Origin of the sequence: Paenibacillus sp. LS1, assembly GCF_026013365.1 — a bacterium.
Lineage (GTDB): Bacteria > Bacillota > Bacilli > Paenibacillales > Paenibacillaceae > Paenibacillus.
On the sequence record NZ_JAPDOE010000002.1, the window covers coordinates 1,294,690 to 1,309,515 of the forward strand.

At 47.3% G+C, this 14,826-nt stretch carries 14 protein-coding genes; 6 read left to right on the top strand and 8 right to left on the bottom strand.

Features of this window, described 5'->3' with window-relative positions; all coding sequences use genetic code 11:
* Positions 1-32 precede the first annotated feature (32 nt).
* The 5 genes from OM416_RS15325 to OM416_RS15345 form a co-directional block, all read right to left on the bottom strand.
* Positions 33-767, bottom strand: coding sequence for a response regulator transcription factor (locus tag OM416_RS15325; RefSeq protein WP_264930617.1), 735 nt, complete (start codon positions 765-767; stop codon positions 33-35).
* Between the two features lie 219 nt (positions 768-986).
* Positions 987-1,445, bottom strand: coding sequence for a DinB family protein (locus OM416_RS15330; protein WP_264930619.1), 459 nt, complete (start codon positions 1,443-1,445; stop codon positions 987-989).
* 184 nt (positions 1,446-1,629) lie between these two features.
* Positions 1,630-2,571 carry a YwqG family protein gene (locus OM416_RS15335; RefSeq protein WP_264930620.1) on the bottom strand — a complete coding sequence of 314 codons (942 nt, stop codon included), beginning with the start codon at positions 2,569-2,571 and terminating at the stop codon, positions 1,630-1,632.
* Positions 2,572-2,720: 149 nt separating this feature from the next.
* On the bottom strand, positions 2,721-4,010 hold the full coding sequence (locus OM416_RS15340) for an ammonium transporter (protein ID WP_264930623.1): 1,290 nt from the start codon (positions 4,008-4,010) through the stop codon (positions 2,721-2,723).
* Entirely contained in the window at positions 4,007-4,426 is a 420-nt protein-coding gene (locus OM416_RS15345; RefSeq protein WP_264930625.1) for a hypothetical protein, read from the bottom strand. The genes OM416_RS15340 and OM416_RS15345 overlap by 4 nt, the downstream gene beginning before the upstream one ends.
* Positions 4,427-4,712: 286 nt before the next feature.
* Between OM416_RS15345 and OM416_RS15350 the strand changes: the two genes are divergently transcribed.
* On the top strand, positions 4,713-5,204 hold the full coding sequence (locus OM416_RS15350) for a DinB family protein (protein ID WP_264930628.1): 492 nt from the start codon (positions 4,713-4,715) through the stop codon (positions 5,202-5,204).
* Positions 5,205-5,319: 115 nt separating this feature from the next.
* Here the strand turns inward: OM416_RS15350 and OM416_RS15355 are convergent, their stop codons facing one another.
* Both OM416_RS15355 and OM416_RS15360 read right to left on the bottom strand, forming a co-directional pair.
* Entirely contained in the window at positions 5,320-5,823 is a 504-nt protein-coding gene (locus tag OM416_RS15355) for a GNAT family N-acetyltransferase (protein ID WP_264930630.1), read from the bottom strand.
* Between the two features lie 109 nt (positions 5,824-5,932).
* Entirely contained in the window at positions 5,933-7,036 is a 1,104-nt protein-coding gene (locus OM416_RS15360; protein WP_264930632.1) for a M23 family metallopeptidase, read from the bottom strand.
* A 220-nt stretch (positions 7,037-7,256) separates the two neighbouring features.
* Between OM416_RS15360 and OM416_RS15365 the strand changes: the two genes are divergently transcribed.
* The 3 genes from OM416_RS15365 to thrS all read left to right on the top strand — a co-directional run bounded on the left by OM416_RS15365 (position 7,257) and on the right by thrS (position 12,260).
* Positions 7,257-8,018 (top strand): response regulator transcription factor, encoded by a 762-nt coding sequence (locus OM416_RS15365; protein WP_091015214.1) that lies wholly within the window; start codon positions 7,257-7,259, stop codon positions 8,016-8,018.
* Positions 8,015-9,775 carry a sensor histidine kinase gene (locus OM416_RS15370; RefSeq protein ID WP_264930638.1) on the top strand — a complete coding sequence of 587 codons (1,761 nt, stop codon included), beginning with the start codon at positions 8,015-8,017 and terminating at the stop codon, positions 9,773-9,775. The genes OM416_RS15365 and OM416_RS15370 overlap by 4 nt, the downstream gene beginning before the upstream one ends.
* A 472-nt stretch (positions 9,776-10,247) precedes the next feature.
* A complete protein-coding gene (gene thrS / locus OM416_RS15375; protein WP_264930640.1) occupies positions 10,248-12,260 on the top strand; it encodes a threonine--tRNA ligase in 2,013 nt (670 codons plus the stop codon).
* 47 nt (positions 12,261-12,307) lie between these two features.
* Here the strand turns inward: thrS and OM416_RS15380 are convergent, their stop codons facing one another.
* The gene (locus OM416_RS15380) at positions 12,308-13,171 is read right to left on the bottom strand and encodes an SDR family oxidoreductase (RefSeq protein ID WP_264930642.1); all 864 of its coding nucleotides are present in this window, start codon (positions 13,169-13,171) and stop codon (positions 12,308-12,310) included.
* Between the two features lie 112 nt (positions 13,172-13,283).
* Between OM416_RS15380 and OM416_RS15385 the strand changes: the two genes are divergently transcribed.
* Together OM416_RS15385 and OM416_RS15390 are read left to right on the top strand one after the other, a co-directional pair.
* On the top strand, positions 13,284-13,826 hold the full coding sequence (locus OM416_RS15385) for a hypothetical protein (RefSeq protein WP_264930645.1): 543 nt from the start codon (positions 13,284-13,286) through the stop codon (positions 13,824-13,826).
* Between the two features lie 56 nt (positions 13,827-13,882).
* Positions 13,883-14,614 carry an MBL fold metallo-hydrolase gene (locus OM416_RS15390; RefSeq protein WP_264930647.1) on the top strand — a complete coding sequence of 244 codons (732 nt, stop codon included), beginning with the start codon at positions 13,883-13,885 and terminating at the stop codon, positions 14,612-14,614.
* The last annotated feature ends 212 nt before the right edge of the window (positions 14,615-14,826 follow it).

Below are 14,826 nucleotides of genomic sequence, written 5' to 3' on the forward strand. Positions count from 1 at the left end.
CCTAATGAGTATGCATGCATGAAGATTCATGCTCATTGCGGTTTGATCATCTTGTAGCCAACACCCCATACCGTCTGAATGAACTTGGGATGTTTGCTGTCGAGTTCAATCTTCTCACGAATCTTGCGAATATGCACCATAACGGTATTGTTCGACTCCATGAATTCTTCTTTCCATACTTGACGATAGATCTGTTCCATACTGAGTACTGAACCTTGGTGACGAGCCAGTAATTCGAGAACAGCAAATTCACGCGGAGTCAGACGAACCGGTTGCTCATCTACCCAAAATTCATGTGTATCGGTATTAATGACCAGATCATCAACAACCCACTCATGCTCTTTATTCTCCCGGCCTTCATTGAAGGTATGATACCTGCGCAGTTGGGATTTAGCCCGTGCGACAAGTTCAAGCGGGTTAAACGGCTTGGTCACGTAATCATCAGCACCGATGCTTAGCCCTGTGATTTTATCCATATCCATACTTTTGGCGGACAGCATGATGATCGGCATTTTCTGCTCTTCCCGAATTTTCATACAGGCTTCGATTCCGTCCATATTGGGCATCATGACATCCAGAATAATGAGATCGATCGGTTCTTTCTTCAATTGTTCCAACGCTTCAAGACCATCATTCGCAGTGAGGATTCGATAACCCTCGTTGCCAAAATAAATTTCCATCAGTTTAATAATCTCCTGCTCGTCATCCACAAGCAGAATGGTTGCTGGCTGTGCCACGGCATTATCCCTTTCCCTTCCGTAATTCATGATCTGTTCAAAGTATACCACCGAGATATGAAACTACGAAAATCATCATGATCTTCACGGACAACGTTCAATCTTGTCGGAATCCTCTGTTGTTCCACGTATAGCGTGTAGTATCGTCGGTCTATCCCCACTTTAACCCATGATGTTCCCTATAACATGCTTATATGTATTCTATCCGTTCCTATCATTACCGTATGTCTTGTAGTAAATAATACCTTTCTATTTAAAAAGCACTGATTTGGGTTCTTTGCCCGTCAGGGTCAGCATCGTATATAATTGTCCCCTGTGATGATACACATGTCCCATAATCTCAAGCAACCACTCCAGCCGACTATAGGAAGCTCCCCAGTACGAGTCTGTCACATGCAGCAATTCTTCGGTGTTATACTGCCTGTATCTTTGGTACAGATACATCTGGTTATCAATCAGAGCCTGCTTGATCTGACTGAGGGAATGAACCTGGTTCTCCTCATAAAATAAAGCCATCTCTTCTTCCGATGCACCTTCGGAAATATAGACATCCGCTCGGCAGATCACAGACAGATGGGACAGCAGTTCACCAACAGGCCGTTTGCCCTCAATTGGCGTCAAAGCCAAATCTTCTTCAGACAGCTGATCACATATATCAATTAACGATGTTACTGCCACATCAATATGTTTGAACGCAGATTGAATCAACAGATACACTTCCTTTTTATCCCATTATACAGAACATATGATCGGTTATCAACCAAGATATCCCTCCTTAATATATAAACAAACTACACACCAAATCTAACCATTTACGAACAAAAAAGTCCTTCCTCCTTCATATAGACGGGATTCAGGACATTTTGTTGCCTATTTGATTTCAAATCTTCGCTCAACTTGAGTATAACGAACAATACGTTTGTTCGAATCGTCCAGCCTCCAAGTCGGACTTGCGAATGAAAAATTGCAGTTCCCCGCAATCCCACCATTGGAAACCAATGGCATCATGTGTATCTATCTTCAACAGCAGCAGCGTATCGGATAGTTCCTGCCATGTCCGATCCTCATCTCCGCCGTAATGCTTGGTCAGCTTCTTCTCACATTCCTGCTCGTTATAACTGTACTCTTCTCCCAGCGTGATCTGTAATAATGCCCGATGCTCGGCATCCGGATGTTGCCCATCAGGATATCCAAACATCCCACCCCAATTCAGCGTACTTGGATGATTCCAGCTCGACTCGAATTCAAGGTATCGGTCATACAGATTCACTTCCGCCTCAGTCTCATCGGTCTCATGCCGCGGAGGCGAGAGCTCGTTCAGCGCGTTGGCGTCTATATATGCATATGTAGGAAACTCAAGATTAGGCAGTACGGTCACCGAATGGGCAACAAACGGGGCTCCATCCAGCGCGGTATCTCCTTCTGGCTCTCGCCTTATCAGGTTATGAGCACTTGGCTCGAAAATCACACGATGTTCAATGGGACAGGCCGATTCATCCGTGCCAACGAAAAAGTATAACATGCCCCGTTCTGGCAAAGTCCCGCGCCCATCATTCGGCGTATACGGCGACAAATCCACCAGGTTCAGCTGGGCCAGGAAAGTCATGGGTACCCCCTCTTGTGTTACAGGCCACTCCATGCGACTTGGCAAATCCGGATGTCCACCTACACGTGAGTTTCCTGTTCTGCGATATTCGTCCACTGTGGATACATCGAGGCGGATTCCCCAGCGACTTGAAGATAACAACAGATCGGCAGCGACTCCCAAACCATATTCCTCAAGTGTTTTACGGGCTTTTCTGGTCAGACGTTCACATTGTTCTGGCTTAATCATATAGATCCTCCCCTTCAGACAATACACCTATGCTGAGACATATTCAGGTTCACACCTGTATATTCTTCCGCCCGGACGTCTTTCCCTGCTTCTAGCAAAAAAAGAGACTGACATCCCCTGTCAGTCCCTTTCCTTATCCTATATTTCATTTAACGATTCGGATCAGAAGACTTTTCCTGGTAAGCACGCATATGTTCCTCACCATCCAGGAATTCATGGGCTTGATGGGCTGCCATCACACCATGATAGCTAATATCCAGACCCAGATCTTCCTCTTCTTCCGTCGAACGTACAGGTACAATTTTGCCAATCAGCTTCAAGCCGATCCAGGTCATGGCGAATCCCCAGATGACCAGGGCTGTAAGACCAAGTGCCTGAACACCCAGCAACCTCCAGCCTCCGCCCATGAATAACCCACCATCCGTGGCAAACAGACCTACAGCAATCGTTCCCCACATTCCGGATGCGGCATGCACCGGGAAAGCACCAACCGGATCATCAATTTGACGACGGTCCAGCCAGTTGGTTACAGCCATCATCAATAAGCCGGATACTGCCCCAATGAATATCGCTGCTACATCGCCAACAAATGCACAGCCTGCCGTAATGCCAACCAGTCCCGCAAGCGAACCATTAATGACCGATGGTGCATCTGAACGATTGAAGCGGAACAAGGTGTACAGTAACGTAACCGCACCACCCGAAGCCGCAGATAACATTGTAACAATTGCAATGTGACCGATCCTTACATCCGTCGCACTCAGCGTACTGCCGGCATTGAAGCCAAACCAGCCGAACCATAGCAGAAATGCACCTACAGAGGCCAGCGGCAGATTGCTCGGAAGTGCAATGGCACTTACGCCGAGTGGCGTGTACTTCCCTTTACGCGGACCAATGATAATCGCAGCAGCCAGTGCCGAGAATCCCCCAAGCGCATGAATGACAGCAGAACCGGCAAAGTCCTGCATCCCCAGCTGACTAAGCCAGCCGCCGCCCCATGCCCAGTGTCCACCAATCGGATAGATGATCGCCGTCATCAATATGATATACAGGAGGTAAGCACGGAAGTTGATCCGCTCTGCCACTGCTCCTGAAACGATGGAAATAACGGCAATGGTAAAGGCAGCCTGGAACAACCAGAATGTCTCCAGAGATACCGGTACATCCAGATGAGATAAATCCCCATTAAGGAAAAAGCCCGTTACTCCGGCAAAACCACCAACGTCCGAACCATACATCAGTCCAAAACCGATCGCATAGAACAGCAACGTTCCAATTGTAATATCAGCAAAAACCTTCATAATAATGTTCACACTATTTTTATAACGCACAAAGCCAGCCTCAAGCAGGGCGAATCCACCCTCCATTAATAAAATCATCGCTGCACTCAGTACGACCCAGACCGTATCAATCCCGGTGCTTAACGTCTCCAAAGTCATGCTTGTACATCCTCCGTTTCACTAAGCTGTCTGAGCTCACGGATTGTATCGGGCGCAAGCTCAATCTCGTCCCGCTCAATGCTGTCCGGATGTTTAATTCGTTCTGCGATCTGATCCAATTCACGTATGCGTCTGCGAATCTGTTCCATCTTGCGGAAGCGTTCCTTCACCTGCACCATATACTCTACCGCCTGGTGATGGGATGCAGGGTGTCCCGCGAACCATTTGCGTACGGTTGATAACGATTGATAGGCGACCTCTTCCGCTCGACGCTTTTGTTCGAACTGTTCGATCTTCTGCTTGAGCGTTTCAATCTCATTTTCTTTTTTGACCTTCAGCCGTTGGATAAGGTACAATAAATCGGACGATGATATTTGCAATGCTGTATGGTGATACACCTCGTCGATTACTAACATATCATGTCAGGACTCCTTACATATCAAGTTACTTGTTACCGATTATAGTTTGCCGGGGTCTGGCCGTCAATCTTTTTTTGGATTTCATAATAGTTGAAATGAACCGTTCATGGAGAACGGCTTTTTTATTTTACATCAATTGCATCTAACAAGGTCAATCATATCCATGGTTCGCATTCATTCTTTCCATTCTCTATGCTTATAGGATAAGCATCCACATTTGGGGTAATGAACATACACAGACTACCATCATCACAGAACCCATATATAAGGAGAGGATTATACAATGTTTACTCGTAATGACGATATACGCAACCAAATCTGGGAAAGCGTCTCGGGACTCGAAGAAGAACAACTGAACCGAAAACCTTCACCCGAACAATGGAGTATCATGCAAGTACTGCGTCATTTGAATCTGATGGAACATGTCATTGGGAAACAAGCTCGTCTTGCGCTGGAGAAGGAACAAACCGTATCTGTGGACAAAAAACCTTATGAACTAACATTGGACCGTAGCCGCTCCATTGAGGCACCGCCCCATCTTCAGCCTCCAGCAGCGCCTGAAGCACTCGCAGACGTACGCAGTGATCTGGACGAATCCCATCAAGCGCTTAACAACTTTGCATTGGACCATGAACCCGACCTGCTACGCAGCAAGTCCTTTTCTCATCCCGTATTCGGTGAGATGGATCTTACCCAATGGATTGACTTTGCAAGTTATCATGAGGAACGCCATCTGGGACAGATCCAAGGAATTAAGCATCAACTTGGTGTATAAACACAACCTCCACGTTCACATAGCGAAGAATATAGTTGAACGAAAAAAAAACCTCCAATCCTATAACCTAGGTTGGAGGTTTTCAGCGTTCTTATCTCACAAATAAGCACAGCACTTATATTTTTTTGCCCAAAATCGCCAAATCTCTATTCACACCATCCAGCACAGCCACTTCGGGATAATACCCCCACTGTTCAAAACCATGCTTGCGCAATAACCCGAGACTCGGTTCATTATGTCCAAAGACAAATCCGAGAATCGTCGTAATGCCAAGCGCAGGACATGCCGCAAATACAGTATCAAGCAATCGTCCGCCAGCCCCAATACCGCGGCATTGCTGATCCACGTATACACTGACTTCCACCGTTCCATTATAAGCAGGGCGTCCATAGAACGAGCTGAGACTCGCCCAGGCTACCACCTGTCCTGCCTGCTTCATCACCCAAAGCGGACGATGTTCCGGTGAATGTTCCTCGAACCACGGAACACGTTGCTCCACCGTCACCGGCTCCAAATCCGCTGTCACCATGCGGCTCTCAACGGTGGAATTATAAATTTCCACAATCCTCGGCAAATCCTCCAGGCGCGCATATTCAATCTGCACATCTTCCAGCTTCATCGCTACTCCTCCATCATTCCAGATCAAACCTCTAATTATAGAAGATATTATAACGGAGAAGAGAAGTCTTCGTCATCCCTTACATTCTGACAGAGGAATCACTCAATTACTACTCAGGCAGTCCTTGCACCGTATTCCCACGAGTTAAATGCTGGCTCTGGTCTGCCCAGCGAATATTGATTGAGCGAGATGTGAACAGATCCGGGCCGTCCGATACCTGGAAATGCAGATGAGCTTCACTGGAGTTACCCGAATTACCAAGCTCACCGATGAGGTCTCCCTGCTTGAGCTTATCTCCTTTTTTGACCGAAACACTGCCTTCCTTGATATGTCCTGTGATGCTGTATTCACCATTCCCATGGTCAATGACCACATAGTTACCCGCCGGCTCTTCCGGATTCATGACACCCGGTACATTGTCCGGAATATCGTTCTTGATTTCGACGACTGTTCCGTCCGCAGCTGCATAGAGAGGTTCACCAAAAGCATAGTAGTTTTCATTTACCGTTGCATCGCCTTGATAACTGGATTGTTCTTTTGTCCGAACAATATCCAGTGCGTAGCGTTGGGTTTCATGCGCATAATGATAGTTCGACAACACATCATTGCCTCCCCAGAATACAAACCATTCGCCCTTCATGGGAAATTGGAACTCCGTTTTGGTGAATATGGCATCTGTGTCTTCATGAGCTTCCAGCGGCTGGATCGACAGACCTTCAATCTGATTTTCTTCGGAAAAATAGGCTCGAATGCCTTTCGTTCCTGTTTGATCCTTCCAGGCAAGTTCGGATAATTGATTCATTTCAGCGTCTACCACTTGTTCCCACGACTCAACGCTCTCAAGAAAACCATCGGCGGACGTTTTGAACTGTTCAAGTGTTAACGTTCCCTTCAATTCCGGAGAAAACTGACTATAGATCGCATCCTTCGAACCGTTCATCAACGTATCTATGAAATTGTCCGGTGTAACCATCGTGCTCGCCTCTGAACTTGGGTTCTGCTCCTGATTGGTGTTCTCGCTCGATTCATTATTATTGGAAGTCTGTTCGGCTGACTGCTGCTCTGCCTGATCGGATGTAATGGAGTTACTGGTGCTACAAGCAGACAATATCACGCAAGCTCCAAGGGTAATCGCAAGCACCTTCCAGTTCTTCCTATGCTGTAATTTCGAATGTGTATTTTGTTCTGATTTCAGATGACCTTCTCTGTTCATTCTCAACACCCCTTCTATTAAACGTTATACTTTCCAATTAAGTGTACAGAATGAGTCTTATCCTTCGTCTAACCCCAACTTACATGTAGTTAAACTTGCCATGCCTTCTGAGGCTGCATAATTAAGATTCCGTTAAGATAGCTCGTACGCTATACATCCCTCTTGGATGGTATGATTAACAATAATCACAAAGGAAGTATCAGGAGGTCATGTTTTAACTATGGATAACGTCTCATTACTGCTTGTGGATGATGAACAGGCTATTCTGCATATGCTCAAAACCGTGCTGCTCAAAGAGCAGTTTCTCGATATTGACACCGTTACTACAGGCGAAGCTGCCATTGAGGCCTGCAACAACAAGACGTATCATTGCATCGTGCTCGACATCATGCTTCCTGGTAAAAGTGGACTGGAAATCTGTCCTTTTCTACGTCAGGTCACCGATGCTCCTATCCTGTTTCTGACGGCCAAAACAACGGATTATGACAAATTAACCGGGTTCGCCGTCGGTGGCGACGATTATGTTGCCAAACCCTTTAATCCTCTGGAAGTCGTTGCTCGAATTAAATCATTACTGAAGCGTTATTTACCTTCAAAAACCGCAGCGATCTCGGATCACGTCCCATCTAACGTAAATACGTCATCTCCCAGCACATCGGAAGGCGTGTACGATTTTGGACGATTCCAGGTGCTGGAATGGGCTGGTGAGCTTCGGGTGGAAGGAGAATCCGTATCCTGTCCGGCACTTGTGTTTCAACTGTTGCTCTTTTTTTGCAAGCATCCCAATCGCATTTTCACCAAATCAGATCTATATGAGCGGGTCTGGGGCTCTGAAGCCATTAGTGATGACAATACCGTGATGGTGCATATTCACCGCATTCGGGAGCGCATTGAAGCCGATCCTTCCAATCCAGTATTTCTCGTCAACGTCCGGGGTCTGGGCTACAAACTGATTCAGCCGGAACATGTGTCACGCCCATGAGTATTCGTCGCAGGTTAATGACCCGGTTTATCGGGATGCTTGCTGGTGCAGTCGTTCTTATCATCCTGCTTGGGTCTTTAGCGACTTACTGGGTCGTGCAAAAGGTAAATGAAGTGAATTTGGTGGATGATTTTGCGCTTAACGGTCTGGACCAATTGATTAATACAGCAGAATTCATGCCAGATAATACCATTAAATATGACCCCAAATTGCTAAAGCAAGTGGATAAATATCAAGGCTGGCTCCAAGTGCTGGATGAACAAGGCTACGCCATTGATGACTACCACACTCCCGCCGATGTCCCAACTCACTATAAACCGGGGGAATTGATTGCATACTGGGAAAATCAAAAGCCCTTCCCTTATCAGATTGTCATGCTCATCCGGGAGAAGAACGGGAAGAATTTCACTTTGTTGTATGGCGAGAGTAACCCGGCCAAGTCGCTCATGAATAATATTCGTTCGGATCTCGCTCTCACCAACGGGAAGTTTAATCTTCAACCGGGCCAAGAGGAAGCCTTTCGTGCTGCCAATGCCTATCTTCAAGTATTGGATGCGTCGGGACGCGAGCTCTCCTCCTTTAACAAACCAGCTGTGGGTGTACCAAGCGAATACACCATTCAGGAATTGGTTCTGCAAATTCGCTATCCAAGTCGATCAGGTAAGTCTATTGCCACGTGGTACGATGAGAAGAATGAAACCACCTGGTTGATTAGCATCCCCGGCGATCCAAATGTTACGGGGAATCAGAATCCCTACCGTTTTATCCTGGAACCGGCATTGGTTGTATTGATCGTATCCATCATCATTCTGCTCATTTTGCTTGCCTTCTGGTATGCCAACCGATTCGGCTCGCCCATGCTGCATATGCTCCAATGGTTACAACGTCTGGAGCGAGGACATTATGAGGAACCTACCGGAGCCTTCGGAGTGCCTCGCAGTCAGCGTCGTAACGGAAAGTGGAAACGGAAATATCACGTGTATGCTGAAGTGCTTCGTTCCATGCAGGCCCTGTCCCACACGTTGAAGCAAGATGAAGAACTTCGAAAACAGACCGAGTCTCTGCGGGAGGAATGGATCGCTGGCATAACACATGATCTGAAGACGCCCCTCTCCTCCATCCAGGGATATGCTCACATGCTTGAGGCAGTGAAATATAGCTGGACTGAAGAGGAAGTTAGGGAATTTGCGGGTATTATGCTCGATAAATCCATGTATATGGACAGGCTTGTGAACGACCTTGCCATGACCTATCGATTACGCAGTGGAGGATATCAACCTGTGGTGGAAGAGACTGACGTAAATACGTTACTCCGTGATCTGACCCAGCGCGCTGAACGGAACCCGGCATATGGGGAAGCTCGCATTATATTCCAACCTTCCGAAGTGCCTGTGTATGGCCTTGTCCATATTCCGTCGTTTGAACGAATCGTGGATAATCTGACCGCCAATGCCCTTCTTCATAATCCGCCCGAGTCCACCCTGGTTGTCAGTGTTCATTCTGGTCAGCAGGCAGATGAATTCAGCATTCAGTTTGCCGACAATGGACGAGGCATGGACCCTGAGACGGTATGGAAGTTATTTGAACGATACTATCGCGGTACAGATACGGGTACATCAGATGTTGGATCAGGTCTGGGCATGGCGGTAACCAAAGGTTTGATCGAAGCCATGAAAGGCCGGATTGAAGTACAATCCACGCCTGGTGAAGGAACGATCATTCGCTTAATATGGGATGGCCCATCCGAAACCAATTAAAATGTTCCACTTGACCTTTCCATTCTCAGTCTATATAATCGACACTCAATAACACCTGTTCCAATATATTGATATTGAATGCAACACATTTCAGGATAACTTTAATGAGTTGATTTAACATATTTGGCGATGACCAGAGACATGATTTCGTTTGCGTGCTGCCCAGAGAGAGAGGGGATTGGTGAAACCTTCTTCAGCGAACGGACCGGAATTACCCCTCTGCAGCCGTGACCTCGAACCTCAGCATTTCGGACGTCCCTCGGATGTTCGGCATGCTGCCAGTAGAGTCCACCGTCTGATCCCCGATAACGGATTCCAATGAGGGTTATGATGTTTCCTGTTCACGGCGGCTGGTCGAGATCAGGGTGCACCATAACCAAATTAGGGTGGAACCACGAGCCAAGCGCACTCGTCCCTTTTCCGGGACGGGTGTTTTTTGCGCTTTCATTTTAAGAAATGGAGAGTGGTTCACATGAGTAAACCGAATAAAAGTGGTCAAGTAAACGAACAGGTAAGCAGTCCGTCAAGCAATGAAAGAAGTAAACCATCTAATGATCTGCAACAATACAGTCATTTCATTGAGGTCCGTCTGCAAGGTGGCGCGGTACGTTCTTACGAAGCAGGCATCACTGTAGGGGCGGTCGCCTCATCCATCAGTACAAGTCTTGGAAAACAGGCCATTGGCGGTATTGTAGATGGTCAGAATGTCGATCTTGATTGGGTGCTTGAGCAAGATTGCGAACTCGTCATTGTTACTTTGGATAGCGCGGAAGGTCTGTTTCGTTATCGTCACAGCGCAGCACATGTGCTGGCACAGGCCCTCAAACGCATCTACGGTGCGGAACAAGTGAAACTGGGTATCGGACCAGTCATTGAAGATGGCTTTTACTACGATGTTGATCTGGAGCATGCCTTGTCCATCAGTGATCTGGCTGCCATTGAGCGGGAAATGAACAACATCATTCAGGAAAATGAAAAGATCAGTCGCCGGGTGGTTAGTCGGGAGGAAGCCCTCCGCATCTTTGGAGAAATCCAGGACCCGTACAAGCTTGAACTTATTCGGGATTTGCCAGAGGACGCCGAGCTTTCGATCTATGATCAAGGAGAGTTCTTCGATCTGTGTCGCGGTCCACATCTTCCATCTACTGGTCGAATCAAAGCGTTCAAGCTGTTGAATGTCGCTGGTGCATACTGGCGGGGGAACTCGGATAATAAGATGCTGCAACGCATCTACGGCACTGCTTTTCCGAACAAAGCCCAGCTGGATGAACATCTTCACATGCTCGAAGAAGCGAAGAAACGGGATCACCGTAAACTCGGCAAAGAGCTTGAACTGTTCATGTTCTCCGAAGAAGCGCCCGGCATGCCCTTCTATCTGCCCAAAGGTATGACTGTTCGTACTGAACTGGAGCAATTCTCCCGTGAGCTGCAATTACAGGAAGGCTATCAGGAAGTTCGGACTCCTCTCATGATGAACAACCGGTTGTGGGAGCAATCCGGTCACTGGGAGCATTACAAGGACAACATGTATTTCTCGGAAGTGGACGATGCGACTTTTGCACTCAAACCGATGAACTGTCCCGGTCACATGCTGATCTTCAAAAACACACTCCATTCCTACCGCGAATTGCCGATTCGCATGATGGAATTCGGTCAGGTTCACCGTCATGAATTCTCAGGTGCTCTGAATGGCATGATGCGTGTGCGGACGTTCTGTCAGGATGATGCTCATCTCTACGTCATGCCAGAGCAGATCGAGGACGAGATTAATCAGGCGATCTCACTGATCGGACGCATGTACGATATCTTTGGATTCGAATATAAGATTGAGTTGTCCACTCGGCCGGAAGATTCCATGGGATCGGAAGAACTGTGGGATCAGGCGGAACGCGCATTGCAAAATGTTCTGGATCGTCGGGGCGTGGAGTATCGCATTAACGAAGGGGACGGTGCCTTTTATGGACCTAAAATTGACTTTCATATCCTTGATGCGCTGAAGCGTAGCTGGCAGTGCGGAACTATCCAGCTTGATTTTCAAATGCCGGAGAAGTTCGACCTCACTTACATTGGCGAGGATAGCCTGAAACACCGTCCGGTCGTAATCCACCGTGCTATCTATGGTTCCATCGATCGTTTCATCGGTATTCTGACTGAACATTACGCAGGAGCGTTTCCACTTTGGCTCGCACCTGTGCAAGTGAAGCTGCTGCCTGTGTCGGATCATTACGCAGACTATGCGCTCCAAGTACAGAGCCAGCTCCGGGTTGCGGGCATTCGGGTAGAAACAGATCTGCGCAGTGAGAAACTCGGGTACAAAATCCGTGAAGCCCAGATGGAAAAAGTGCCTTACTCGCTCGTACTTGGTGAGAATGAGAAAAATGCCTCATCCGCCTCTGTCCGCGCATACGGTCAGGGAGATCAAGGCATTCAACGTATTGAAGCTGTTATTGAAATGATTCAACAAGCTGTAAAAGCAAAAGTATAAAAGATGTAACGACTCTATTCATGGGTCACTCATCAGCTTGTGCTGAATTACAACTTCTCGTCATCTCTTAGCCCCACCTGTTCTTCGCTCCAGGTCCAGAAACGCTCAGCTGAAGCATCATCAACGGCATGTGCCTTCAGCTGCTGCTCTTTCTGTTGATAATAGTAACGCCCGGTGATTCCGACAACTTCAGGGCTTGTGGCCAGATAGACAGCCGTTCGCGCCCCTTCTTCAGACGACAGAAAGAATGGAAGCTTGCCTACAAAAGCCATAATACGTGTGCCGAATCCGGTATTGCGATCTACGCCAATGCTCGTTCCCACCGCACCAGGGTGTAGACAGTTCACCGTGACAGACGTACCTGACATTTTGCGGGCCAATGCACGCGTGAACAGCACGTTAGCCAGTTTGGATTGAGCATAGCTTTTGATCGGATTATAACCTTTGTGCAGATGTGGATCTTCGAAGTGAATTTTACCAGCCTTGTACGCACCTGACGAAACGTTCACCACCCGTCCCTGCTTCGCAGCTTTCAGAGGTTCTATCAAAAGTAAGGTCAACAGGAAATGCCCCAGATGGTTAATACCGATACTTTGTTCGAACCCGTCTGAGGTTTCCTTCCGCTTGACCATAACCACCCCGGCATTATTAACCAGAACGTCAAGGCAATCATGGCGCTCACGGAATGTGCGGGCAAACTGGCGTATACTTTCGAGTGAACCTAAGTCACACAGCATCAATTCAATCGCAGAAGAGCCGGACTGACGCACAGCTTCCTGAAGAGCCTCCTGTCCGCGCTTCTCACTGCGACATGCCATAATTACACTATACCCTTGCCTTGCAAGTTCAATGGTGGTTGCCAACCCCATACCTGAGTTAGCTCCTGTTACAATTGCTGTCTGAATAGCCATGAGGTCATTCCCTTCTGAACCCGAGGTTCCATATATTCTTTAATAGAGGCACTACGACGAACAATATGAGATAATGATAGGATCACATCTCGGTTTCCATGGGAGGACAAGTATGCTGACCAAAGAAGATTTCAAAAAAGTTAAAAAACAAGCCAAACTTGAGATCGCACTACTCGAACAGGAATATCAGGATATCTTGCAAAACGTCGATTCTACGCTGTATGAACAATACGGCATATTGGACCACGAAGAATCACATGAACTCACCCGAAAACGCAAAAACCGAAGATATGCTTCACTGGTCATCGAACTATGCGCCATTATTGAACAAATGTTAAATCAACTGTACAAACACGTCTATCAGAAAAAGTTTAATTCAACCCAGCTGATGAAAACTCCTGCCTACCGTGCACGTTCCAATATGGAGATTATTCAAGCCGAACTGAGTAAAGAATTCATTGCCCTGGAATCCGAAAAGGAACATTTTGCTGAGGCCCTCAGTCTGGTGTTTCAGACGAGAAACAGGCTCGTTCATGATAACTTCTCATTTGTCTCCGTTGTTAAGGATGGTAGTAATGAAGAAGAAACGTTCGAAGCGCTACTCCATACGGTAAAAAAATATAGAAAACATTTAAAATATAATCGTCCTGAATAACAGCAATCATCGCTAAAAAAGAAAAGGAGGTGTACCGGACCACGGTCCGGATAACCATGAGCCATCCAACAACTTCGATTACTGCACTACATCTTCATATTCCCACACCTTCAGGGAAAAACCCCATATTCCCCATCATGCTTCGTGACGAAGATGGCGTTACCCTGGTGGATACAGGCATGATTGGACAATTTGCTGAACTTCAATCTGCATTGGAACAAGAGGGCGTGCAGCTCTCAGACGTCAAACGTGTCATTATTACTCATCAGGACATCGATCATATCGGTAACCTGGGCGCTCTACTGGATGCTATCCCCGATCTGGAAATCTGGGCACATGCCGATGAGATCCCGTATCTAACCGGTGAGAAACCTTTGATCAAATTCAGTCCTGAACGCCGTGCCCTGCTACCTGCTCCTGTTCTGGCTTTGGCAGATCAACTGCTCTTGCAGCTGCCCGAAGTGAACATCAGCAGAACACTGGCGGACGGAGACTTATTACCCCTTCAAGGCGGTACACAGGTCATTCATACACCGGGACATACGCCAGGTCATATCAGCCTGTATTTCGGAGAGCAGCAGTTCCTTCTTGCTGCCGATGAACTTCGTGTAGTCGATGATGAACTGGTTGGTCCTGCGCCACCCGCGACACCGGACATGCCTGAAGCGCTACGAAGCCTGAAGAAACTGACCGACCTTAAGCTTAATAAGGTTCTCTGTTATCACGGTGGAGAGTACACGAATGATCCGGCTCAGCGTATTGCCACACTTGCGGAGAGCGCAGAATAGGTAAAGAACGCAGACTCGTGAGTGTTTTTGGAATTACACAAGCATCCTATTAACGCTGTTTCTCTTCGTGCGGCATTATGCGGAGTGGCTCATTCAAGATTAGGATGACACATATATTACAATCAAGGAGCTGTCCCATACGTCATGAATTTGACGGGACAGCTCCTTTGATTCATTAACCATGTACTTCTACTACTGCACTGGTGTGTGTA

Coding starts and splice junctions, on each gene's coding strand:
- OM416_RS15345 (WP_264930625.1), bottom strand. CDS start 4,426: ATGTTAGTAATCGACGAGGTGTATCACCATACAGCATTGCAAATATCA.
- OM416_RS15335 (WP_264930620.1), bottom strand. CDS start 2,571: ATGATTAAGCCAGAACAATGTGAACGTCTGACCAGAAAAGCCCGTAAA.
- OM416_RS15385 (WP_264930645.1), top strand. CDS start 13,284: ATGCTGACCAAAGAAGATTTCAAAAAAGTTAAAAAACAAGCCAAACTT.
- OM416_RS15360 (WP_264930632.1), bottom strand. CDS start 7,036: ATGAACAGAGAAGGTCATCTGAAATCAGAACAAAATACACATTCGAAA.
- OM416_RS15355 (WP_264930630.1), bottom strand. CDS start 5,823: ATGAAGCTGGAAGATGTGCAGATTGAATATGCGCGCCTGGAGGATTTG.
- OM416_RS15325 (WP_264930617.1), bottom strand. CDS start 767: ATGAATTACGGAAGGGAAAGGGATAATGCCGTGGCACAGCCAGCAACC.
- OM416_RS15340 (WP_264930623.1), bottom strand. CDS start 4,010: ATGACTTTGGAGACGTTAAGCACCGGGATTGATACGGTCTGGGTCGTA.
- OM416_RS15380 (WP_264930642.1), bottom strand. CDS start 13,171: ATGGCTATTCAGACAGCAATTGTAACAGGAGCTAACTCAGGTATGGGG.
- OM416_RS15350 (WP_264930628.1), top strand. CDS start 4,713: ATGTTTACTCGTAATGACGATATACGCAACCAAATCTGGGAAAGCGTC.
- thrS (WP_264930640.1), top strand. CDS start 10,248: ATGAGTAAACCGAATAAAAGTGGTCAAGTAAACGAACAGGTAAGCAGT.
- OM416_RS15390 (WP_264930647.1), top strand. CDS start 13,883: ATGAGCCATCCAACAACTTCGATTACTGCACTACATCTTCATATTCCC.
- OM416_RS15365 (WP_091015214.1), top strand. CDS start 7,257: ATGGATAACGTCTCATTACTGCTTGTGGATGATGAACAGGCTATTCTG.
- OM416_RS15370 (WP_264930638.1), top strand. CDS start 8,015: ATGAGTATTCGTCGCAGGTTAATGACCCGGTTTATCGGGATGCTTGCT.